This is a genomic window from Ruegeria sp. AM7 (assembly GCF_056535965.1).
The window spans coordinates 2,975,743-2,997,049 of sequence record NZ_JBQFJE010000003.1 but is presented as its reverse complement, the minus strand read 5'-3'; the positions used below and the strand labels follow the sequence as shown (position 1 = coordinate 2,997,049).

Genomic DNA, 21,307 nt, shown 5'->3' with positions numbered 1-21,307 from the left:
GAGGCGCATGATAGGCAGAGTAAAAATACGCGAAACACCAAGAGCAAGAGCTTAGAGAACAATGCTAGCAGTCTACTTACTGGCAGGTCCGTTGATCGCCGCAATGTGTTTTGTAGCATTTCTTATTTCCGGAACGACCATTGGATCAGCTGCGTTGACCAGCTTGTTCATCGGATGCTGTGCTCCGGTTCTAATCGCGGGTCTTAATTTTGCATTCAACGTAAAGTTGCGTGAAAAATTCACACGTAAAGTGCCGATGAAAACCGAAAACTCTTCTGGTCGCAATGCCTGACGGCGTGTTGCAAGATGAGCTAACCTGACTCTTCGCGCAAAAAAATCTACATCGTCCTGCGAACAGTCGGCGCCTGGATTTTGCGGAAAATTCAGGCAGCTGAGCCTATCCGCTTTGTCAATTAATAACAAAAAAGTTGTTTCGCCTCGTCAGAAGTGCGATCATCTCGTGGGGCTACAATTCTGACCACGTTTTTTTAGTGAGTCGGGAGAATATAATGGGTGGGTAAACGCGCAACTGTGCGCGCAACCTCGGATCTATTGAGCGAAAATTAGGTTTGCTGGGACGTCGTGAGCCATTTGGGTTCTAGGCGTTTCTCGGGTGCATTTTGTTTGAAGAATGCTCCGTCGATGTGGCCATTGTCCGAAAGTGCTAGTTTTGGGGGTTACCATGAACCAACTTCGAGGTTCTTTCCAATTAGAAGACGCTGAAATTTATCAAAATAATCAAGCTTCTGTACAGCTTGAGAGTGACAAAGACAGTTTGAAGAGTTTTTATGCCGTAAAAGGGAAGCGCATTCTGGATGTTTTTCTGGTTGTGGTTGGTGCCCCATTTGTCCTGCCGCTGATGGGTTTAATTGCCCTTATGATCAAGCTTGAGGGGGGGGCTGTCATCTATCGGCAAAAGCGCATTGGATTGGGTGGTAGGGAATTCGAATTTTTGAAGTTTCGCTCGATGGTGCCTAACGCCGATCGGCTTCTTAAGAAACATTTAGACGATAATCCCACCTTTGCGTCCGAATGGGAAACAAAGCAAAAGTTGGACGACGACCCAAGGGTGACGAAACTCGGGCGATTTATCCGCATGACCTCCTTGGATGAACTGCCTCAGCTATGGAATGTATTGATTGGTGACATGAGCCTTGTTGGACCACGTCCCATGCTGCCTGAACAGCAGAAGATGTATCCCGGAAAAGAGTACAATCTGATGAAGCCGGGCATTACCGGACTCTGGCAGGTTTCCGAACGCAACGACGTTGGATTCTCGCATCGCGCGATTTTTGACAGCGACTATTCGCGGAAAATCAGCCTTTGGTTTGACCTTAAGATACTGGTTCGAACCGTTGGGGCGGTTTGCAACGGTACCGGCTGCTGACTGCGGCGTGTCACGGTGTTTTTCGGTAAGAGATATTTTGAAATGAAACGCGACGAAAGAAACGGTGACTGCGGCGTGCAACGGGCGAAAACCATTCGCTTGGTCTCCGGAGTGATATTGGGCTTGTCCCTTAGTCAGTTGGTGGCGACCACAGCAGCCGCAGATTTTGATCTTGAGCCGGGGGACGAAGTGACTGTCGCCTTCACCGGACTTGAGGATCTGTCCTTTGACGCGACCATAGATGCGCATGGGGATGTCAATTTAAAATGGTTGGGACAGTTTCAAGCTCAGGGCCGGTCCACGGATGAACTTGAACAACTCGTCCGACTGGATGCGGCCGGAAAAATCGTCAAGCAATACGACCAGAACGGCGAGATCTACATTATCCAGCTGGACGGCGATGAGATTGAAATCGTGCGCAACGGCTACCGGCCGATTATTGTCGGGGGCGATGTTGCGCAAACCGGTCAGATCGATTTTCGGGTGGCAATAACTGCGCGCGAGGCCGTGGCTTTGGCCGGTGGCGTCCGAAGCCGCCTGCTGACTGACGATATCACCATTGATCCTATTCAATTGCTGCGATGGCAAACCGCTTACGGTCAAGCAGCACTAAAACATGCAGAAGGTATTGTTACGGCGTGGCGTGCCTCGTCCGAGATTGCTCAGGACATGGATTTGCTGCCGCCGGTGGAAACTTCGGTTTCGGTATCACCTAAAGTTCTGAGTGAATTGGTGGCCGAGCAAATCAGAATCCGGAAAATCAACCAGGAAAATGAGGCCGGTGAGCGGGAATTTTTCACGAATGCAAAAAAACAGGCTTCTGAAAGAATTCGGATTCTCGAAGAGCAAAAGACCGAATTGGCCAAGGCGCTAAAGGCCGACGAAGAGGAAGAAGCTCGAGTCGTCAGCCTGGTCGAAAAAGGTCTGGCTCCTGGGTCCCGTTTGGCTGATACGCGGCGTACGACCGTTCTTTCAGCGACCCGCCTATTGGATGTCGAGGAAGACCTCGCGGGCACAAGTCTGATCATGACCCGGCTGATACGGGACCAAGAGCAATACGAACAAGAGCGATCGTTGCGGCTGCTTCAGGAACGAAGGGCAGCCACTTTGGACGTTCGCGACGCGCGGCATCAGATGGACACTATTTCGAAGTATCTTGCGGGCGCCTCGGATGAAATCGGTACTGAAAGCCTGATTATGGATATCGACTACACCGTTACCGTTTTTCGGATGGTAGATGGCCAGTTGCAATCCCGAGAGGTCGACAAGCTGACTCAGTTGCTGCCTGGGGATAGCCTTGAGATCTCGGTCCAGGAAATCGCGCCGGAACCTCCGCTGACGGAGTGATCGCGTTCTCTTCCGGCCTTGTGCTGAACCGAAACTGGCTAAACTGTGTTTATCGGCAGGTCGCATTCAAACGCACGACGGCAGACATTCTGCACGCTTAAACCCACCGGCTAACCCGGCTTACGCCAATAGCGGATCGCCATATTTTTTAATTTGCTTCATATCCACGCGAGTTGCGACCAAGGCAGCCGGACGTACCCCTGCATTTTCCAGCTCACGCATTGCCTGCATAACATAGTTTCTGTCAGTCTTGTTCCAGCGCGTGAACAGAATGACACGCTGCGACACCTGAGAAAGATAGGCAGACTCGACGGCCTGCAAAAGTGGTGGCGTGTCCAACAGAATGACCTCGTATGAATCCGCCAATCCATGCAGCAGGTTCAGGAAAGTTTGAGAACACAGAAAATCCTCAACGGACTTGATCAGTTTGGTGTCCTTTTGCGTTCCGACAAGAGGAAGAACATCCAACCCGTCCTGTGGTGTACCAACTATGAAATCCTGCAGAGATAACGGGTGGTTGGCAGCGTATTTCAGAGACTCTTCGGTGATTTGAGACAGGTCTCGATAAGTCGATGTTACTGTGTCGCAATCCACGATCAATGTTCGATACCCAGCCTGGGCACCGACAGCACCAAGCAGTAGAAGCGTGGAGGTTTTGCCTTCATCCGCCAGCGCGGTTGCGCCTGAAAAGATCATGCACCCGTTTTCCGGAGCACGATGGTTGCTTTTGATGTCCAGACTCTTCGAAAAAAACTCAGCTGCTTGAGACGTCGACAATTCCCCATCCTGGCGAAGTGTTCGTAAGCCAAAATCGGCGTTCGCCAAAAGTTTGCGCCCGTAGTGAAGAAGCTGGGAATCGATCTTACCGTTCTTTGTAAAAAATGTTTCGAACGGACGGTTCCGTTTCATTTCTGGCACAATCGCCGACAACTTGATGCCAGTGGCGTTTTCAAGCTCGTAAGTCGTTCTCAGGCGCTTTTGGAATATTTCGCGAAGAACAACATATGATAACCCAAGGAAAACAAACGCGAACATGACCATAAGCGCAGTAACCGAGCGCCGTGGTTCGGAAGGTTCAACGGGAACCCGCGCGGTTTCGATAATATGCGCGCCAGCGTCCAGGTACTCTCCTTGCTCTGCACGGCGGCCAAGCTGAGAAACAAAATCCCGATAGATTGCTTCAGCGACCAAAATTTCGTTTTCAATTCTCTTGGTGACTGAATCGTGCTGAACTTGACGGACCTGTTGTTTCTTGAAGTTTTCGATATTGAGATTCAGCGCCGCAAGTTGCCCTGTCAGAACGTCAGATCTGCGTTCTGCAGCATTTTGGGCATCTTCGAGCACCGCAACGCTTTCCTTAGAGTCGAGCGCCTTGCCCGGAACTTGGGACATCAGCCCGGTCTCTGTCGCGAACTCGACCGCCTCAATCAGTTGATCATTGCTTTTCAGGAAACGCAGGGTCTTTAACTTCCCGTCGATATCGAACAGTTCATCACCAACCAGAGCTGCTCGTTTTTCGGCCTTAATTCTCTGCGCCTTGATTGTCGCGTATTCGTCCGGAGTGAAGGGGGTATCAATCGAGTGCGCCTCAAGATCTGAGCTGAGCGTGTTCAGGTCCTCGCGTATTTGACCGATCCGGGTGGCAAGCCATTGCTGCGATTGCACAAGGTCGTCGCGCTTCATTCTGGTCAAAAGCGTCATATACTCATTGGCCAGACTGTTTGCGATTAACGCCGCTTTTTGCGGAGATTCCGAGGTTACCCGAATTTCGTAAACCGCCGAAAGATCGCCAATCTGTTCGATACTTCTTGAGTCTTGCAGGTTTTTTATGGTGGTTTCTCGCGTCAGGTCCAGTTCTGGCTGACCTTCACCGCCGGTCGTCAGATCGTTGTCTTCTTCAACAAGGTAGGCGACCAGCTGGTCTTTCAGCCCTCGAGCCAGATCAATCGGAGACAACGAAATAGCTTCGTCTTGCCCGGAAAACTCGGGGTCGTTCTGCAACTCCAACCGGTCAACGACAGTTTCTATCAAGTCAGTCGAGCGCAATAAGACCAGTTCGCTTTCAAGCGAAGTTAGCGACAACGGCAAACCGGATACTTGCGGTGTGAATTCAGTTTCCGTCTGGACGCGGGTTTCGATCATTACCTTGGCGTTCGACGTATATTTTGAAACCGACAGATACGTCAGGGCATAGGCCACAACTGCCGCCACGAAGCCTAAGCATAGTACCCAAAACAAAGAACGCCGGATTGCCCAGGCAATGTTTGACAGAACCCTAAGTTCCGGGTCGCCTGCCGAGGTCAGTCCCAGTCCTGATAGTTCCGCATCCAAACTTCTTCGGTACTGATCGGTCATAACTCACAAACAAACTAAATATCTATATCTTGAAACATAAGCCGAGAGGGGGGCATTCAACAGAAAAATCTGCAATTGCGCGAGCAATAGGCTAAAATTTTAACTATTGATGCTAAAAGTCGGGATAACGTGATAAGAATAGTCTTAACTTAGGTTAATTCGCCCGCAATCCGGGATTCACAGCCAAATTTAATAGTAAGAATCACTACGCCTGCTAACCTTACGCCGTACCTAGTATCTACCTTTGTTTTTAGGGGCGACTGATTATGAGTAAACATGCCGAAATGCGTTTGCCGCATATTTTGGTGGGTGGAATGCCTGTCGCAGTTGCAAGTGACGAAGAACTCACGTCAGCCATGGTTGAAGACGTGAAGCAACGCAGGTCAGGGCAGCTGGGCCGCGCGTTGACGGTATTTTCGTCCAATGCGCATGCAATTTCCGCGTATTCCACGGATGAACGGTTCACAAAGGTCATGAATTCTGCCGATATCGTTCATGCGGACGGCCAGATTATTGTCTGGGCCTCCAAGTTCATTAAGGGCCAACCCAGAATCCCCGAACGAACTGCGACCACTGACTTTATTCATTCGGCGGCAAAAGTCGCCGTGAAGAATGATCTTAGTTTTTATTTGTTGGGTGGCGTCGAAGAAATAAACCGCGACTGTACTGAAAAACTCAAGGATTTGTATCCCGGATTGAAAATTGCAGGACGGCGCAATGGGTACTTCGATGAAAGCGAGGAAGATGCCATTATCGAAGATATCAATGTGAGCGGCGCGGATATTCTTTGGGTTGGGTTGGGTAAGCCGAAAGAGCAATATTTCGCTGCGCGCATTGCTCCAAAGTTGGAAAACTGCGCTTGGATTGTGACCTGTGGCGGGTGTTATCATTACATAGTTGGTGATTACGCTCGGGCGCCTTTGTGGATGCAAAAGTCGGGGCTGGAATGGCTGCACCGAATTGCAACTGGTCCGCGATACCTGATCAAAAGGTATGTGCACACCATTCCGCACGCGCTGAGTATTGTGCTCAGAAAAGACATATCCCGGCGATTGCGACGGCAATAACACACACCGCCGGCGTGTTTCGTATTTCAAGTCGTCGGGCGGGTTCTGTTGATGAGTTGGAAGGTGTTTTAAAGTGGCGAAAGTCGGATTTATTGGCATTGGCGCGCAAAAAGCCGCGACAACATGGCTGCATCATGTCCTCGCGGAACACCCGGACGTGGTAACCAGCGAAACGAAAGAGCTGAACTTTTTCACCGCAAATTATGACCGAGGGTACACGTGGTACGAATCCTGTTTCGACGACAATTCTGAGGGCCGTATCAGGGGTGAGTGTTCGCCCACCTATTTTTTCAGTCGCGACGCAGCTCAGAGGGCACGGGCCTACAACAAAGATCTCAAACTGATCTGCATTTTGCGTGATCCGATCGATCGGGCGTTTTCGAACCATATGCACGAAATACGCAAGGGCCACATTGATCCGGCAACATCGTTCGAGACCGCATGGGCGCAAAACCCTGCCTATGCGCTTCAAAGTCACTACAAGGCCAATCTGGAAAGTTGGCTTGCCCATTTTGATCGAGATGCGCTGCTGTTGCTGTTCTCCGAGGATATTTCCGCCGATCCCCGTGGAACCTATAACAAAGTTTGCGACCACCTTGGCGTCGCGGCCGAGGCCAACCCCGCGTCCCTGGGTGCCCGCCACCATGAAAGCATCACGTATAGGATGCCCGGGGTGCAAAAAACACTCCGATATGGTGGCGATACAATCCGTTCGTTGGGCATGCCGGGTCTGGTAAGTTCCCTAAAGGAATTGCCGGGATTGAAACAGGCGCTGTCGATGAACAGGCAGCACCTGAAAACCAAAGTGGCACCGCCAATGCCGGAAACGCGGCAACGCCTGGCAAGTCAGTTCACGCCGGACATGGAATATGTGGCCCAACAAGCTGGTCGGGATGTCTTGCCGTGGCCGACATGGCGGGACGTGTTTGCTGATCGTTCGGAATCCCAAGGGTGAGTCATGGGGTTCTTCCAACCAGTTGGGGCGTTTGAAAATGTGCGCTGAGGTTCAGCAAGACCCCGTTCTGCATGTCGCGATTTGCATTGCGACTTATCGGCGACCGCACGGGCTGAAAATGCTGATCGAAAGCCTGAATGCGCAGGATCTGGAGGGTTGGAATGTCCGGATCACGCTGGTTATCGCGGACAACGCGCCGGATGAAACGGCACAATCCCAGTTGGGCGACATACAGGGGCTTAGCCTTTGGCCGGTGATCTACGTGATCGAGCACGAGCGTGGCATTGTTTCGGCGCGCAATCGGACTCTGGCTGAGGCCCCATATGATGCAAGGTATTTCGCCTTTCTGGACGATGACGAAACGGCCTCTCCTACTTGGTTGGCGCGTATGCTTGATGTGATTGAAACACCCGAGACGGTTGCTGTGCAGGGCGCAGTCCAGCCCAAATACCGGAAACAACCGCCAGATTGGGTGGACGCACTAGGGCTGTTTCAAATGGGGCCTTATGAACATCGGGCTCAGTTACCTTCTGCTGCAACGAACAACTCGATCGCGGATGCTGCGGTCATTCGGGCGCATGGCCTGCGGTTCGACATGCGCTTCAACACGACCGGAGGCGAGGATGAAGAGTTCTTTTCGCGGTTGAAGCAAACGGGCGGCATGATCCGGTCTGCAGCCGATGCGCTGGTTTGGGATGTTGTCCCGGAAAACAGGACCACCATGCGTTGGCTAAGCCGACGTTGGTTCCGCAAAGGCAATACATTGGGGCGCATCGCGTTGATCCGGCGTCAGGGGGTGGTTCTACGGATGGTCAAAGGCGTCGGGGCCATCGGGTGGGGGGCAACCTTGTGCCTGTGTTTGGGTTTCGGCTCCAGAGCAAGGATGTATCGGGGTGTTCTTGAAGTCTGTCGTGGTGCGGGAATGCTGGCGGCGATGGCGCGATTAACCTTTTCCGAATATAGCGCGGCGGCCGTTCAGGTCGATCGCATAGGGGGGCGTTGACATGCAGCAGGCAAACCCGGTGTTTTCGGTGGTTATTCCCGCACGCAACATGGAACGTTTCATCGAAGAAACGTTTCAAAGCCTTGTTGGCCAGACCTTCGCAGATTTCGAGGTTCTCTGTATTGACGACGGCTCGTCCGACGGAACACGGGGCATTATCGAAGAGTTTGCCGGTCGCGACCCGCGTTTCATTCCCGTTGTCGGGCCGGCCAAGGGTGTTAGCGCCGCACGAAACTTGGGTCTAAGTCTGGCGCGTGGTGTCTACGTGTTATTCCTGGATGCGGATGATCTGCTGCATGCTGATGGGCTGCTGTTTTACAAGGACGCTCTCGAAGGTTCTGACGCAATCGGTGCGCTGGCGGGCGTCCAGCGTATTAATGTCGATGGTGAACATCTGCGCGGTGCCGATAACAGGTCGCTGGTACCGGACGGGGAACAACTGCCTGCCTTGTTGAAAAAGAACTTCGTCGTAAACGGAGGCGCGCTTGCCCTGCGCACCCAAGTTGCACGGCTGTCCGGAGGATATGACGAAGACCTGACCGCCGGGGAAGATTGGGAATTCTGGTGCCGTGTCTTGCTGCATGGCCAATTCAGCGTGATCCGAGGCCCGGCTTTGTTGTATTACCGTCAGGTCGCAAACGGGGCGAATTTCAAAACACGCAGTTCGCTGTTTGTGCAGCAGGTGCCTTGCGTCAAGAAGATTGCGGTTAATCCTGAGATGCAAAAAGAATTCGGCGCGCGTTTGCGTTTTCTTTTACGTGCGCGGCACATAGATGCGTTTTGGTCGGGTGTCCGAAATCAGTACCTGTATGGGCGCAAACCCGTCGCCTTGTTCGAAGGCTTGTGTGGCGTGATCATGTACCCGGACAGCTTGTTTCGCCCGAAATTGATCTGGCGCTTCGTTCGCAGTTTGGATCGAAGGGTGTAAGATAGGCGAATGATCAGAAGGGGGCGCATGATCAATGGCTTTGTCTCGGCGTATTTTTTTGTTGCAAAGCACCTGTTTGGCAGGGCTTTTGTCGATTGGGGCCGCGCCGGTTCATGCTCAGGCGCGACAGCATGTGACAGAAGATAGTGTTGGATTTATTGGCGCGAATATCATCCAGCTCACTCTTGTTGATACCAAATTGGCAGCACCTGAATCTGTTGAAGTGACCGCTAGTGACCGAGTCGTATGGTCGCCGGACCCAACAAAGGATTTCGGTTCGGTTGGGAAGTTGAATGGTCGTTCAGGGAACTTCTCGGGGAATGAGAGTGCAACTATGCCTCAACTTTTCACAAGTTGGGCCAAAGTCGAGAAGGGCAGCCGCTTGGGCGGGTTTCGTCTGGGCAAAGAAGACCATCAAAAGCACGCTTTGGCTGATGAGGCTGATCAGTGGCAAGTGACCGTCGATGGTACAGCCGTGCAGGTGACAGCACTGTACCGCAAATCGACACCTGTTCAGACGATGGCAGTCGCAAACGGACGTTTCGAAAGCACGAAAAGGCATGTTGTAACCTTCGAACTGGATCAAGACATTCCCGACGGTGCGGTCGTTGCCATCAAGGGGCCGTCTGTAAAAAGGATCGAACACCGCCGAGAAAAAAACCCGTTCAGCGAAGCGATCCACGTTTGTCACGCCGGATATCCTCTGACCGGGCCAAAGAAGGCATATGTCGGTGCGTGGTGGGGGCAGGACCAGAACGGCCGGGCCGGCAACACGGATGGCGCAGTATCGGAGGACACGGTTTGGCGCCTTACGTCCACCCCAGACGGGGCCGAAGCGATGTCAGGTCGTTTGCGACTTGTGAAACCTGGGGCCGAGCCGCATCGGGAAGACCTTAATTTCAATGGCTGCGATATATATGAGGCTGACTTTTCCGACCTGAACCTCGAGGGAGATTTTCATCTTCATGTCGACGGGTTGGGTCGGTCCTTTCCCTTCCCTGTATCACTCGCACCTTACGACAAAGCCCTGCGACTGGCTGCCCGCTGGTACTATTACCAGAGATCCGGTTGTGAAATTGCGGAACCATTCGGCGAGGGGATATCGCGGCCGCGCGACGGTCACCCCGACGATGGGCTCAGAATATGGCAAACGGACGTTAAATTGGGCGTTACAAGCGAGGGCTACGGAAAAGCGCGCGTTTTTGAATTGCTGTCCGAGTATGTGCAGGGGGCAGGAGGTGCCGACGCCGCGCCCGAACTGTCGACGATGTCGACCAATCCAAATGCATGGGGTGGATGGCATGATGCGGGTGACTGGGATCGCCGCGTGCAGCACATGGATGTGGTTTTTCACATGGCCGAACTTGTCGAGGCTCATGATCACTGTCGAACTCTGGACCTGAATCTGCCTGAAAGCGGCAAACCTTTCGCGCATCCGGCCGTGAAGGCCAAAAAGAACGCGCAGGATATCGGAGATGGTCAAACCGTCCTGCCTGATCTGATCCACGAGGCACTTTGGGGCGCGTCTTTGTGGCGCCGCACACAGCACGAGGATGGTGCGATCATAGGGGGCGTCGAGTATTCCAGAAGCGGGATATTTGGATCGGTTTCATGGAACCCGGTGCAGAAAATCTATGCCTATGGACCCGAGGTCTGGGCCGCTTATCGGTTCGTCTTCGGCGCAGCCAAGCTGGGGCATGTGATTAAGAACACCTGCGCAGACCAGGTGCTGGGCGACGCGATCATTGCCGAAGCCCTGTCGGCGTGGAATTGGGCGGAACAGCAACCTGTGCCGGACATGGACGAAGCTGATGAGACGGCCGTTTTGTCGAAAAGCAGGGTCGCCGAGGCCCGTGTCGCTGCCGCGGCGGCTTTGTATCGGGCGACCGGTAACAAACAGGCGCGCGCTGCGTTTGAAGCTCATAACCCGTTTGCCCCGCAGGCTGATACGCCTGCGGACGGCGTTCGATTGGGTGTCTATCCCTACAGCAATACCGAATATATGAAAGCCGCCAAAGAAGGCAGGCCCGTAAACAGAAAGGTGTATTCCGCGATCGGTCGCTGGTTAAAATCGCGCGCTTTAAAAGGCGAAAGAATGGGGCGGGATTTCGGGTTGCACACGACGGCCACGTACCCTTGGGGCCGGGGTTGGATGCGATTTGGTCCCGGCTCGAACTGGAGAGCCGGGCAGTTTGCCATGTACGGTGCGTTGGTAGAGGACGTGCCGCAGGATTTGCTGGACAAGGCTGCGGAAGGCATGTGGTTCGGGCTTGGCTGCAACCCCGCCAATGTCAGTTTTGTGCAAGGTATGGGGCATCGCGATTTTTCGGACCCTTTGATGACCGACCGGCGTGGAACGGCCACGATTCCCGGCCAGATCAGCTTTGGAGTAGCCGGAGGCAAGATGCACAAATGGGAGCAGAGAAAGACACAAGGGTCGATTTACCCTTCTCTTCAAGATGACTGGCCGGTCTACAATCAGATCTTCGAAAGTCGCAGTATCGCCGTGACAGCGGAACATGACATGAAGGCGAACGCGATGGAATGGTTGGTCGCCTGTGCATTCGCAACGCGTCGACCCTCTGATGAGGCGTCGGGAAATGGTGACACTACAACCGAATAGGCGCAGGTCTGCCACGAAATTCACAAAGCCGTCTGCTGCTCTTTTACCGGCTTGCGGTGTTCGCTATGTGTAGCTGATCGCCAGTCAAGTGTCGTCGGTTTTCGATGTCCACTTTGAAAAATCGGGAGCACGTAAATGCCGTTTCTCCGCCCGGCCCTTGTGGCTTTGATCTTCTGTAGCTTGCCGTTCGCGTCTGCCGCGCAGTCTCAGGACAGTGGACCGGGGAATTTGCAGATTGAACTGAATGCTTTGCAGGATGTCGAACAGGGCTGTCGTATGAACTTCCTGGTCGAAAACAAAACCGGTATCGACATAGAAGACGCCAGTTTCGAAACGGTTATCTTCGACACATCCGGCAGTCTGATCACCCTGACGCTGTACCCGTTTCGCGAACTGCCCGTGGACCGCCCCCGGTTACGGCGATTTGACCTGCGCGACGTAAGCTGCGCGTCCATCGGCCAAGTGCTGATCAACGGTGCAAAGAAATGCTCGGTCGACGGCGCAGACAGTCCGATCTGCATTGAGGCACTGAAGCTGAGTACCCGCACAGATGTGGAGCTTCTGGGATGAGCCCGATTGACGCGCTGCGCGAAATCCTGAACCTTGGCGGGCCGGTTGTTGCAATCCTGATTGCCATGTCTGTCGTGACCCTTGCGGTGACGCTCTATAAGGTCTGGCAGTTCACTGTGTCAGGTGTTGGACGGCACCGGGTGTTGTCGCAGGCACTGGCCGCCTGGGATGATGGCGACAAGCAGACGGCGCGCGCGCGGCTGGCTAAAAGCCGCAGCTATCTGGCCCCGTTGGTCGAAGTGGCCATGGATGCGCCGGATGCACCGGGTCTGGACCAACGTCTGGATGCCGAAGCCGGGCTGGCGCTGGCCGGGCTTGAACGCGGCTTTCGCCTGTTGGACACGGTGGCGCAGTTGGCCCCGCTGCTGGGTTTGTTCGGGACTGTTCTGGGTATGATCGAGGCGTTTCAAAGCCTGCAATCCGCTGGCTCGTCTGTTGATCCGTCACTTTTGGCGGGCGGAATCTGGGTGGCCCTGATCACGACTGCTGTAGGGTTGGCCGTGGCTATGCCGACCTCAATGGTCCTGTCTTGGTTCGAAAGCCGGACGGCACGTGAAAGAGTATTCGCCGACAAGGCGCTGCGCACGATCCTTGTGCCGGGGCAAGCGATCCCGCTCGCCGATACTGACCAACCCATGGAAACCGCACCGGGACATGCGTAACAGGGCGCCCTTTGTCAGACGGCCGCTGTCGATGACGCCGCTCATCGACGTGATCTTTCTGCTGCTGCTGTTCTTCATGCTCACGTCAACTTTTTCGAAATACGCCGAAATCGAGCTGAGTAACGCGACCGGCGGCGGCACCCCCTCTGATACCCCGACCGAACGGTTTTTTGTTCAACTCGGGCCCGAGACGCTGACTTTGAACGGTGCTGACATCACGTTTGATGATCTGACGGCGCAGGTCGAAACCGGCCAGATTCTGATCAGTTTGGGCGAGGCGACCACCTCGCAGCGGTTGGTGGACCTTTTGGTCCGGCTAAGGGGGCGCGAAGGTCTCAGCGTTTTGGTGCTGGAATGATCCGCTCAATCCGTCCCCGCCGCAAACGCGACTCCACGATCGCTCTGATCAATGTCGTCTTTCTGATGTTGATCTTCTTTCTGATCGCCGGAACGGTTGCGGTGCCGCTGGATCCGGATCTTCAGCTTGTGGATACGTCCGAATTGGATGGGCGCGAACCGCCCGATGCTTTGGTCATGCACAGTGACGGCAGCCTGAGTTTTCGCGGAACAGAGATTGAGCCCGAAGCCTATATGCAAGGTCGAGAGCCCGGCCCTGTGCGGATCGTCCCCGATCGCGAGGCGCTGGGCGCGCGTCTGGTCGAAGTTACGGGGACATTGCGTCGTCTTGGGGCAACGTCTGTATTCGTGGTGACCCAAAAGGCGTTGGAATGATCCGGGGGTCCATTTTCATCGCGGTTGTCGCCGTGCTGGTGTCATTGCTTCTGCATTTCATGGGGCTTGCTTTTACGACGCCAAATCTGGTTCAGGATGCTGGCACTTCGGACGCGCAAGATACGGTTGAACTGGGCAACAGTTTCGAAGACCTTGCCGAACCCGCATCAGAACCGGAAGAGCCCGCGCCTGTCCCTGAGCCCGAGCCGCCAGCCGAAGAAGAAGTTGTCGAAGAACTGCCAGAGGAACCTGAAGTGCCGGTCAGCGAGGCGTTAGTCGCCTCGGAAAACCCTCAGCAGACCTTCTCACCGGATGTTGGTGAGGCCGAAGTTGTGCAGCCCGTGGAAACCGAGCCAGTCGAACCGGATGTGGCTGAGACCGAAGATACATCTGAGGGCGAAGAAGCTGCGAGCGATGACATTGAAGAAACTCCGTCCGTGGAAACAGCAGAGGTAGTCGAGATACCCGAAGGCGATCCGGACGTTTTGCCCGAGGAACTTGAGGCCCCCACCGAAACGCCGCCCGTGACACCGGAGGTCGAAGAACTGGCAGCGCTTCCTGAACCCGAAGCTGAACCTGTGCCCGAAATTTCCGTCTTGCCGGTTGTCCCGCTTGAAGATGAAGCGGTCGATCCCGTTCTGCCCGAAGCAACCGCCGAGCCGGAAGAGACCGAGGCGGATTCGGAACTGGCTGTTCGGTCTTCGATCCGGCCACAACGGCCCGAGCGCGAGCCGACACCCCAACGGCAGGGCGCAAGTAATGGCACGCGGGATTTCAGTGATCTGAGATTCCCTTCGCAAGAGATCGAGTCGCCCTTATCCACCTATCGGCGCAGCGGGGTCGATAACTTCACCCGAGGCAACAGTGGCACCCGGTCTGGTGGGCGAGGGCCCGGGAATTCGGACACCACCAACTATGCGGGTGAGGTTCTGGTCCATCTGAACCGTGCCCCAGTCGTCTTTGTCTCGGCGCGCGGCTTTGCGCAGGTTTTCTTCCGGATCAACCCTGACGGATCTCTGGCCTTTGTCGATGTGGTGGACAGTTCCGGCTCGCCCGAAGTCGACCGCGCTGCCCGCGCGCAAGTTCGCGCCGCCGAGCCGTTCCCTCTGCCGCCCGGAGGAACCAGCCGCAGTTTGTCGTTCTTTTACACCAGCAATTGACCACCATCGGACATGCAGATCGTTTTATCTGCACTCAAAAATTTGGGTTTTGAATTTACCTTTATTTTCAATGCGACAGTCCGGTGCTTGGCCGTTTCAAGGCCCACCGCCACTTTTGTTGATCACACCTTTGTAATGTTTCTGGTGAATCCACGAATGGTTCTTAAATAAACGCTAACTCCGCTGCGGCGGGATCAACGATCAGTGCAAAGATGCAACAGACTCCATTGCGCTGACAAAAAAACGCAAGATACATATTGCGTAATTTCTGTAAATCTAAGAATGGAAGCTCAAGTCGCAATTGCGCGGCTGTCCTCCTCTCGAAATTTATGGAATCACACCATGAAAAAACTCCTCATCGCATCGACCGCGCTGATCGCAACCGCAAGCGTTGCTGCCGCGGAAGTTAAATTTAGCGGCTATGGTCGTTTTGGTATTGGCTACGAAGAAGATCGTTCTGCACAAACCACAACCACGACCGCCGGCGGCGCCGTCAACGTGAACAATCCTTCGACCGACAATACCGTTCTGGTGTCGCGTTTCCGCCTGAACATCGACGCCAATGTCGAAACCGACAGCGGTGTCGAATTCCAGGGCCGCGTTCGTTTGCAGGCCGACGACGACTCGTCCACCGGTGAACAGAACGAAGCTGGTCTGAACGGCGCCCGTTTCTCGGTCATCTACGGCGGCTTGCGTGTTGACGCGGGTAACGTCTCGGGTTCGTTCGACAACCTGGATGACTATTTCGGCAACGAACCCGGCCTGGAAGAATTCCTTGGCCAATACGTTGGCGTTAACTACTCGTTCCTCGAGTACAGCTCGACCGGTTCCGGTGCAAACGCGGTATTCTTCCGTTACACCGTCGGCGATTTCGCGTTCTCGGCCTCGTATGATCAGGACACTCAATTCCTGGGCGCGGGTCAGACTGACGATCGCGATCGCTGGGACGTAAGCGGCTCGTACACATTCAACAACATCACCGCGTCGCTGGCCTATGGTGAAACCGACGAAGGCGCTGGCGTTGAAAAAGAAAGCCTGGCCGTTCTGACCATCGGCGCAGAACTGGGCGATTTCTACGGCACCCTGTTCCTGGCAGACGACGACGTTGCTGACGATGCCGAAAACGGCACTGCCTATGGTCTGTCGGCATCCTACAACGTTGGCGCAGCAACCACCCTGCAGTTCGTTTACGGTGACGGCAATGCGGATGACGACACGCGCAACATCGGTGTTGGTGCCATCTACGACCTGGGCAACGGTGCAACCCTGCGTGGCGCTGTTGGCGAGATCAAAGACGGTGACGAAGACGGCCGCATCCGCGCTGACTTTGGTGCTCAGTTCAACTTCTAAGTTGATCTGAACCATACAGACTATTGGGCGGGTCCTTGGATCCGCCCTTTGTCATTTCTTTTCAAAGAACAGAATGACCTCGCCCAAGCGCACGCCGTAACGCGAAACATAAGCGCGGTTCAGCAACCGGTCATCCGACAACAGCCACATCCAGTCGTCGAAGTTCACGCGCATTGTGCCTTCTTTGATGGGCAGGTCTATTTTGTATTTCCAGTTGAACGTATCCCCACGCTCGACACCCGAGGCGGTGCCAAGCACGCCCGGAGCGGTTCCTGTCCACGTATCCTCACCTGTTTTGGTCAGAGTCCAGATCCGCTGTTCCGTGGCGCCATCGTCATAAACAAAATCTTCGACAAGCGTCAGCGTTTTGCCGTCCCATGTGCCGTCTATATCCACGGTAAACCGGCGCGGGACATTGCCCAGAACGTCTTGGAACTGCCCATAGGCTACAGTTTCGCCCTCAAAGAATTCTTCCAGATTCAATTGCCGGTCTGACAGGAACGTCTTTGGAACGCGCGGCTTGGCCGAGCAGGATGCCAAAGCCACAATCCCCGCGATCGCCAGAGCTGAGACAGTAAGCCGCCGGATCGTCATTGCAGCGGCCTCACTTCGCTGTCTGCATCATAGCCGTTCGCCCCGTTCAGATGCGCGGTCTTGACCTCGGGCGCAGGGCGCATCGTGGCAACCAGTTCGGCAACCTTTATTCCGAACTTGCGCATCTCGGACCGGTTCATGATCACACCGTTTTCGGTCAGATACATCCAATCGGTCACGTCCAGAGTATGCCCGCCTGAATCTTGCGGCAAAATGATCCGGTACTTCAACTTGACTGTAGACCCCGAGATCGTGCCTTGACCCTCGCCCACGATGTCATCTGCAGTGGCGGTAAATGTGTTGCCAGTGCCAAGTGTCAGATACCATTTGCGGGTCATCTGCTTGCCGTTGGAATAGGTGAAATACTCGGCCAGTGTACCGGTGTTTCCGTCCCATTCGCCAACCATACGGGCAACAAAGCTGTTGGTCATCTTGCCGTTGGGTCCATAGATCAACCCCTCGGACAGGATTTCCCCGTTCAGGTTCTGTTTCATGTTAAAGGCAGGGCCTGTGCTTGCGTAGTCCGCAGGCACCTGTGAGCGAAAGCTCAGGAACCTCCGCTTTGCGATGATCACCAAAAGGATGGCGGCAAAAAGGATGGCAACAAGTGTCATTTGGAAGTGACCTCCGTTGGCAACGTCAGAACCATTCCGAACGCGCCGAGTTTCAGGATGCAGGGCAGCACTGCGTAGGCGAGGTTGAGCGTATTCAGAGCCTCGGCCGAGTTTGCTTGTCCCGGAGCGAATCCGCTGCGTTCGAGCAGCGGCAAAGTGAAAAAGGCGGCCAATGCAAGGCCCAGTTTGCCCGCAAATGACCAGATGCCAAACGCCGCGGATGCGTTCAGGCCAGCGCGCGTCAGTACGACCGAGAACATCGCTGGCAACACGACCATATCCGCGCCCAATGCGGCACCAGATGCAATACAGATCACCGCGAACCCAGTCAGGTTCCCCGCCGACAGAGTGGCGGCACCGATGAAGCCTGCGATCGAAAGGGGCATGGCGATTATCAGAGTCTGTTTCGGGCCAATTCGGTTGCTTAGGCGTGCCCAAAGCGGAACGCTTGCCCCGGCGCTGAGGAAAAACAGGATCAATAACGGCCCGGCTTTTCCAGCCAATTGCAGACGATCTTCAACGAAGAACAAAAACAAGGTTGACGTGATGGCCACAGGCAAACTGTTCACCAGCGCCAAAGCCAACAGACGCAGCGCACCTGCCTGACCCAGCCCTGCAAAAGATAACCCGTCGCCGGTTATCGGCGTACGCAGCCAAATGGGGTACGTCACCGCGCATGTCAGCATCGCTAACAGGCCCAGGAATATGCCGAAAGCTGGATATCCCTGAGCGGCCGCTCCGAACGCCAGAAACAGAGCAGGGGCACTGGCTGCGACGACCACTCCTAACAATTGGCCGCCTTCGCGCCATGCGGCCAATGTCATCAGTTCTTTCGGATCTGTCTGTTTTGCAAGGGTGGCGCTGCGGCCATACAAAAGGATCGTGCCGAGGCTGTAGGCCGAAAACAGTAACACCAGAACAAAGACTAATGCTGCGATACTTGCGCCTTCGGGCAAGTTAAAGAGGATCGGAAAGCCAACGGCCAATCCCAGTGCAGCCATTGCTGCGAACACCAGCTGGGCCTTGGGCCAACGGTCGATGGCCCAGCCGATCAAAGGATCCTGCACCAAATCGACCAACCGTATCACCAGCAGGACAGTACCGATTACGCTCAGTCCGATACCAAGATTGACGGCGGCGAAACGCGGCAGATGAATATAAAGCGGGATACCCGCTGCGGCGAGCATCAGCGCATAGAGGCTGACCCGCGGATACAGCATTATTGTCCCCGCAACTTCTGCGAGAAGGAGGCCGAGCGCGTGTTTTCACCCAAGAAAACAGACATGAAACTGCGCTTGATGCCCGGATAGGACATCGTGCAGGTCTTGGCGCCATTCAGCCAGAAAGACACGCGATCTGGTCCATCTGATACGGCCAGATATCGGTCGCCTTTTTTCACAGCCTTGAAGCAGGTTTCAAGCTGATCGCGCACTGGGGCCGGGCTGCCGATGCGCTCCATCTCATCCAGTGTCGAATTGATCAGCGCCTTTTTCGTCACGTTGCGGCGGTATTGAAGTTCAAGGGCAAAGTCCTGCCCCCAATCAAACGACGCACCGCGCTGTGTGAACAGCTGTGCATTATACAGAGGCAGTCCCAAGTACCGGTAGGTTGCCGTGCCATGCAGTTGAGGGTTGTCCAGCGTGTTAAGGCCCGGTGAGGCTGCAAGCCCGCCAGGGGCCAGCAGCAACACCGAAATCAACGCCGCGCGGAAGCCACCCTTAGGCAGGGATGGCCGGGCCTTTTGCAAGAGTGTCATTTTCAGCTCCGAGGGTTTGCGGGGTGCCGTTCAGCTGCGCAACAACATGCATCGCGCTGGCAATCCCGTCTTCGTGAAAGCCGTGCCTGTTATAGGCGCCGGCAAACCAGGTTCGGTTCTGTCCCTGCATCTCGCGGATTTGCCCTTGTGCTTTCAGGGCTGCTTTGTCGAATACCGGGTGGGCAAATTCGACCTGATCATAGATTTTATCCGCAGGAATTTCTGATGAAGCATTCAGCGACACGAACAGGGGGTCACTGTCCGGAATATTCTGAAGCCGGTTCATCCAGTAGGTTACGCCAACATTTCCAGCCTGCGACCGATAGGTCCAACTGGACCAGCAGGCGCGTCGCCGTGGCATCTGGCGTTCGTCGCAATGCAGAATCGCTGTATTGGGCTGATACCGGATTGCGCCAAGTGCCGCGCGCTCGGCTTCGGTCGCGGCATCGCACAGAATGGCCAGCGATTGATCGGAATGCGTGGCGAGGATAATCTCGTCAAACTGATCCGCGTGACCTTGGCTGTGGACCGTGACACCCACATCGTCGCGTTTCACGTGATCAACCGGAGAGGCCAATCGGATATCACATCCGCGCGCGCGCAGCGCGGCGTCGATGCGGCGCACATATTCGATACTACCGCCTTTGACGGTATACCATTGATGCTGCTTCGCGCGTCCACTGGCCAGCAGAGCGTGGTTTCGGAAGAATTGCACCAACGAGCGGGCCGGGAACTGATCCACGAACTCAACTGGGGTCGACCAGATCGCGCCACACATGGGCATCAGATAGTTGTGGCGGAACCAATGACCCAGACGCAGCTGATCCACCAACTCTCCGATCGTGGTGTCATCGTCTTGGGCGGCCTCTGGGGCCTCTTTTCCGAACCGCAGGATGTCGGCGATCATTTTGTAATAGGCGGGGCGGGCCAAGTTGCGTTTCTGCGCCGTCAGTGTACGCAGGTTGTTCAGCCCGTATTCGATGCGGCCATTGTCAATTGTGGCGCCAAAGCTCATTTCCGACTTGATGACCGGAACGTTCAATTCGTCAAATAGCGCGGTCAGGTAGGGATAAGTCACATAGTTAAAGACGATGAACCCGGTATCCACCGGTTGGTCGCCGTTCTTTCCGGCCATAACCGTGCGCGCGTGACCGCCCAGTCGGGGTTCGGCCTCAAAGACGGTTACGTCGTTGTTTTCTGACAGGTAGTAAGCTGCGGAGAGACCCGAGATGCCTGCGCCAATGACTGCGATTTTTTTCCGGCCGCCCCGGGATTCGTCGAACATTCAAGCCTCGTTATGTAACGTATTACAACAAGATACGCAGAATAGGCGGGGGTGGATCAATCGGCTTAGGTGTTTTTCTTGAATGCACTATGTTGTGACCTCGGGTTACAAAAGACTTGGCGGATCTGCTTTTGATCCAGCGCCCCGTCGCGGTCGTAAAAGAAACACAACATATGAAACGGTCGCGGAATGAGCAGCTTTGACGGAAAAACCTATTGGATCATTGGTGCCAGCGAAGGTCTGGGGCGGGCTTTGGCCCAAGCTCTCAGCCGTCAGGGCGCGCATCTGATCTTATCCGCGCGCAATGCCGACCGTCTGGCCGAGATGTGTGAGACTTTGCCCAACGCTCGCGCAATCCCTATGGATGTGACCGATCTGGATTCGGTTCGCGCCGCAGTGGCCGGGGCGGGCGCGGTGGATGGTCTGGTTTATAACGCCGGGGCCTATGATCCCATGCGCAGTGGCGATTGGGATACGGAAACCGCGCTGAGTATGGTCGATGTGAATTATCTGGGGGCCATGCGCGTGTTGGGGGAAACCGTTCCCGGTTTCGTCAAGGCCGGACAGGGTGAGATCACGCTTATCGGGTCTCTGGCCGGATACCATGGATTGCCTGCTGCAATTGGCTATGGGGCCAGCAAAGCCGCGCTGGTGTCTCTGGCAGAGACGATGCGGCATGATCTGGCCGGGTCTGGCGTGACGGTGCGGATTGTCAATCCGGGCTTCATCAAAACCCGCCTGACCGAGAAGAACAGTTTCAAGATGCCCATGCTGATGACGCCCGAGGACGCGGCGGATCGGGTGGCCAAAGCCATGGCGCGCCGTCGGTTCCGCACTGATTTTCCTGCGCCGTTTTCCTGGGTGATCCGGCTGATTGATTACCTGCCGGATTGGCTGGTGTATCGCGGAAAATAGACCC

Annotated in this window: 21 protein-coding genes; 14 read left to right on the top strand and 7 right to left on the bottom strand. The window is 55.0% G+C overall.

Going from position 1 to position 21,307, the window contains the following annotated elements; all coding sequences use genetic code 11:
- Positions 1-72 precede the first annotated feature (72 nt).
- Positions 73-423, bottom strand: a complete 351-nt coding sequence (locus ACR3EG_RS18970) for a hypothetical protein (RefSeq protein WP_480497014.1) — start codon at positions 421-423, stop codon at positions 73-75.
- 259 nt (positions 424-682) lie between these two features.
- Here ACR3EG_RS18970 and ACR3EG_RS18965 point away from each other — a divergent pair, with 259 nt between their 5' ends.
- Positions 683-1,387, top strand: a complete 705-nt coding sequence (locus ACR3EG_RS18965; protein WP_480497015.1) for a sugar transferase — start codon at positions 683-685, stop codon at positions 1,385-1,387.
- A gap of 42 nt (positions 1,388-1,429) precedes the next feature.
- Positions 1,430-2,734, top strand: a complete 1,305-nt coding sequence (locus ACR3EG_RS18960) for a polysaccharide biosynthesis/export family protein (RefSeq protein WP_480497016.1) — start codon at positions 1,430-1,432, stop codon at positions 2,732-2,734.
- Between the two features lie 120 nt (positions 2,735-2,854).
- Here the strand turns inward: ACR3EG_RS18960 and ACR3EG_RS18955 are convergent, their stop codons facing one another.
- Positions 2,855-5,089 (bottom strand): exopolysaccharide transport family protein, encoded by a 2,235-nt coding sequence (locus tag ACR3EG_RS18955; protein ID WP_480552276.1) that lies wholly within the window; start codon positions 5,087-5,089, stop codon positions 2,855-2,857.
- Positions 5,090-5,355: 266 nt separating this feature from the next.
- Between ACR3EG_RS18955 and ACR3EG_RS18950 the strand changes: the two genes are divergently transcribed.
- From ACR3EG_RS18950 to ACR3EG_RS18900, 11 genes are all read left to right on the top strand, one after another.
- Positions 5,356-6,156 carry a WecB/TagA/CpsF family glycosyltransferase gene (locus ACR3EG_RS18950; RefSeq protein ID WP_480497017.1) on the top strand — a complete coding sequence of 267 codons (801 nt, stop codon included), beginning with the start codon at positions 5,356-5,358 and terminating at the stop codon, positions 6,154-6,156.
- Between the two features lie 73 nt (positions 6,157-6,229).
- The gene (locus ACR3EG_RS18945) at positions 6,230-7,111 is read left to right on the top strand and encodes a sulfotransferase family protein (RefSeq protein WP_480497018.1); all 882 of its coding nucleotides are present in this window, start codon (positions 6,230-6,232) and stop codon (positions 7,109-7,111) included.
- Positions 7,112-7,148: 37 nt separating this feature from the next.
- The gene (locus tag ACR3EG_RS18940) at positions 7,149-8,114 is read left to right on the top strand and encodes a glycosyltransferase family 2 protein (RefSeq protein WP_480497019.1); all 966 of its coding nucleotides are present in this window, start codon (positions 7,149-7,151) and stop codon (positions 8,112-8,114) included.
- Between the two features lies 1 nt (position 8,115).
- A complete protein-coding gene (locus ACR3EG_RS18935) occupies positions 8,116-9,042 on the top strand; it encodes a glycosyltransferase family 2 protein (protein WP_480497020.1) in 927 nt (308 codons plus the stop codon).
- Positions 9,043-9,376: 334 nt separating this feature from the next.
- The gene (locus ACR3EG_RS18930; RefSeq protein WP_480497021.1) at positions 9,377-11,665 is read left to right on the top strand and encodes a glycoside hydrolase family 9 protein; all 2,289 of its coding nucleotides are present in this window, start codon (positions 9,377-9,379) and stop codon (positions 11,663-11,665) included.
- Between the two features lie 135 nt (positions 11,666-11,800).
- Positions 11,801-12,235, top strand: a complete 435-nt coding sequence (locus tag ACR3EG_RS18925; RefSeq protein ID WP_480497022.1) for a hypothetical protein — start codon at positions 11,801-11,803, stop codon at positions 12,233-12,235.
- Positions 12,232-12,897 carry a MotA/TolQ/ExbB proton channel family protein gene (locus tag ACR3EG_RS18920; protein ID WP_170755150.1) on the top strand — a complete coding sequence of 222 codons (666 nt, stop codon included), beginning with the start codon at positions 12,232-12,234 and terminating at the stop codon, positions 12,895-12,897. The genes ACR3EG_RS18925 and ACR3EG_RS18920 overlap by 4 nt, the downstream gene beginning before the upstream one ends.
- Positions 12,898-12,928: 31 nt before the next feature.
- Positions 12,929-13,255 (top strand): biopolymer transporter ExbD, encoded by a 327-nt coding sequence (locus tag ACR3EG_RS18915; protein WP_170356050.1) that lies wholly within the window; start codon positions 12,929-12,931, stop codon positions 13,253-13,255.
- Entirely contained in the window at positions 13,252-13,629 is a 378-nt protein-coding gene (locus tag ACR3EG_RS18910; protein WP_170355803.1) for an ExbD/TolR family protein, read from the top strand. The genes ACR3EG_RS18915 and ACR3EG_RS18910 overlap by 4 nt, the downstream gene beginning before the upstream one ends.
- Positions 13,626-14,789: a TonB family protein gene (locus ACR3EG_RS18905; RefSeq protein ID WP_480497023.1), complete on the top strand. Its 1,164-nt coding sequence runs from the start codon at positions 13,626-13,628 to the stop codon at positions 14,787-14,789. The genes ACR3EG_RS18910 and ACR3EG_RS18905 overlap by 4 nt, the downstream gene beginning before the upstream one ends.
- Before the next feature lie 342 nt (positions 14,790-15,131).
- Positions 15,132-16,139 carry a porin gene (locus tag ACR3EG_RS18900; protein ID WP_480497024.1) on the top strand — a complete coding sequence of 336 codons (1,008 nt, stop codon included), beginning with the start codon at positions 15,132-15,134 and terminating at the stop codon, positions 16,137-16,139.
- Between the two features lie 51 nt (positions 16,140-16,190).
- On the opposite strand, the gene ACR3EG_RS18895 is transcribed toward ACR3EG_RS18900, so the two are convergent.
- The 5 genes from ACR3EG_RS18895 to ACR3EG_RS18875 are packed head-to-tail and all read right to left on the bottom strand — an operon-like array spanning position 16,191 to position 20,388.
- Positions 16,191-16,733 carry a DUF3833 domain-containing protein gene (locus tag ACR3EG_RS18895; RefSeq protein WP_480497025.1) on the bottom strand — a complete coding sequence of 181 codons (543 nt, stop codon included), beginning with the start codon at positions 16,731-16,733 and terminating at the stop codon, positions 16,191-16,193.
- Positions 16,730-17,347 carry a DUF3833 domain-containing protein gene (locus ACR3EG_RS18890; RefSeq protein ID WP_480497026.1) on the bottom strand — a complete coding sequence of 206 codons (618 nt, stop codon included), beginning with the start codon at positions 17,345-17,347 and terminating at the stop codon, positions 16,730-16,732. Before ACR3EG_RS18890 ends, ACR3EG_RS18895 begins: the two co-directional genes overlap by 4 nt.
- Entirely contained in the window at positions 17,344-18,567 is a 1,224-nt protein-coding gene (locus ACR3EG_RS18885; RefSeq protein ID WP_480497027.1) for an MFS transporter, read from the bottom strand. The genes ACR3EG_RS18890 and ACR3EG_RS18885 overlap by 4 nt, the downstream gene beginning before the upstream one ends.
- Complete coding sequence (locus ACR3EG_RS18880; RefSeq protein ID WP_170755155.1) at positions 18,567-19,103, bottom strand: chalcone isomerase family protein; 537 nt, start codon at positions 19,101-19,103, stop codon at positions 18,567-18,569. Before ACR3EG_RS18880 ends, ACR3EG_RS18885 begins: the two co-directional genes overlap by 1 nt.
- The gene (locus tag ACR3EG_RS18875; RefSeq protein WP_480497028.1) at positions 19,066-20,388 is read right to left on the bottom strand and encodes an NAD(P)/FAD-dependent oxidoreductase; all 1,323 of its coding nucleotides are present in this window, start codon (positions 20,386-20,388) and stop codon (positions 19,066-19,068) included. The genes ACR3EG_RS18880 and ACR3EG_RS18875 overlap by 38 nt, the downstream gene beginning before the upstream one ends.
- 189 nt (positions 20,389-20,577) lie before the next feature.
- Between ACR3EG_RS18875 and ACR3EG_RS18870 the strand changes: the two genes are divergently transcribed.
- A complete protein-coding gene (locus ACR3EG_RS18870; protein WP_480497029.1) occupies positions 20,578-21,303 on the top strand; it encodes an SDR family NAD(P)-dependent oxidoreductase in 726 nt (241 codons plus the stop codon).
- The last annotated feature ends 4 nt before the right edge of the window (positions 21,304-21,307 follow it).

What these genes read in the sequence shown, in the direction of transcription:
- ACR3EG_RS18940 (WP_480497019.1), top strand. Translation starts at nt 7,149, where the DNA reads ATGTGCGCTGAGGTTCAGCAAGACCCCGTTCTGCATGTCGCGATTTGC.
- ACR3EG_RS18890 (WP_480497026.1), bottom strand. Translation starts at nt 17,347, where the DNA reads ATGACACTTGTTGCCATCCTTTTTGCCGCCATCCTTTTGGTGATCATC.
- ACR3EG_RS18915 (WP_170356050.1), top strand. Translation starts at nt 12,929, where the DNA reads ATGACGCCGCTCATCGACGTGATCTTTCTGCTGCTGCTGTTCTTCATG.
- ACR3EG_RS18910 (WP_170355803.1), top strand. Translation starts at nt 13,252, where the DNA reads ATGATCCGCTCAATCCGTCCCCGCCGCAAACGCGACTCCACGATCGCT.
- ACR3EG_RS18920 (WP_170755150.1), top strand. Translation starts at nt 12,232, where the DNA reads ATGAGCCCGATTGACGCGCTGCGCGAAATCCTGAACCTTGGCGGGCCG.
- ACR3EG_RS18900 (WP_480497024.1), top strand. Translation starts at nt 15,132, where the DNA reads ATGAAAAAACTCCTCATCGCATCGACCGCGCTGATCGCAACCGCAAGC.
- ACR3EG_RS18965 (WP_480497015.1), top strand. Translation starts at nt 683, where the DNA reads ATGAACCAACTTCGAGGTTCTTTCCAATTAGAAGACGCTGAAATTTAT.
- ACR3EG_RS18870 (WP_480497029.1), top strand. Translation starts at nt 20,578, where the DNA reads ATGAGCAGCTTTGACGGAAAAACCTATTGGATCATTGGTGCCAGCGAA.
- ACR3EG_RS18905 (WP_480497023.1), top strand. Translation starts at nt 13,626, where the DNA reads ATGATCCGGGGGTCCATTTTCATCGCGGTTGTCGCCGTGCTGGTGTCA.
- ACR3EG_RS18880 (WP_170755155.1), bottom strand. Translation starts at nt 19,103, where the DNA reads ATGACACTCTTGCAAAAGGCCCGGCCATCCCTGCCTAAGGGTGGCTTC.
- ACR3EG_RS18885 (WP_480497027.1), bottom strand. Translation starts at nt 18,567, where the DNA reads ATGCTGTATCCGCGGGTCAGCCTCTATGCGCTGATGCTCGCCGCAGCG.
- ACR3EG_RS18875 (WP_480497028.1), bottom strand. Translation starts at nt 20,388, where the DNA reads ATGTTCGACGAATCCCGGGGCGGCCGGAAAAAAATCGCAGTCATTGGC.
- ACR3EG_RS18930 (WP_480497021.1), top strand. Translation starts at nt 9,377, where the DNA reads ATGCCTCAACTTTTCACAAGTTGGGCCAAAGTCGAGAAGGGCAGCCGC.
- ACR3EG_RS18935 (WP_480497020.1), top strand. Translation starts at nt 8,116, where the DNA reads ATGCAGCAGGCAAACCCGGTGTTTTCGGTGGTTATTCCCGCACGCAAC.
- ACR3EG_RS18950 (WP_480497017.1), top strand. Translation starts at nt 5,356, where the DNA reads ATGAGTAAACATGCCGAAATGCGTTTGCCGCATATTTTGGTGGGTGGA.
- ACR3EG_RS18955 (WP_480552276.1), bottom strand. Translation starts at nt 5,089, where the DNA reads ATGACCGATCAGTACCGAAGAAGTTTGGATGCGGAACTATCAGGACTG.
- ACR3EG_RS18895 (WP_480497025.1), bottom strand. Translation starts at nt 16,733, where the DNA reads ATGACGATCCGGCGGCTTACTGTCTCAGCTCTGGCGATCGCGGGGATT.
- ACR3EG_RS18960 (WP_480497016.1), top strand. Translation starts at nt 1,430, where the DNA reads ATGAAACGCGACGAAAGAAACGGTGACTGCGGCGTGCAACGGGCGAAA.
- ACR3EG_RS18925 (WP_480497022.1), top strand. Translation starts at nt 11,801, where the DNA reads ATGCCGTTTCTCCGCCCGGCCCTTGTGGCTTTGATCTTCTGTAGCTTG.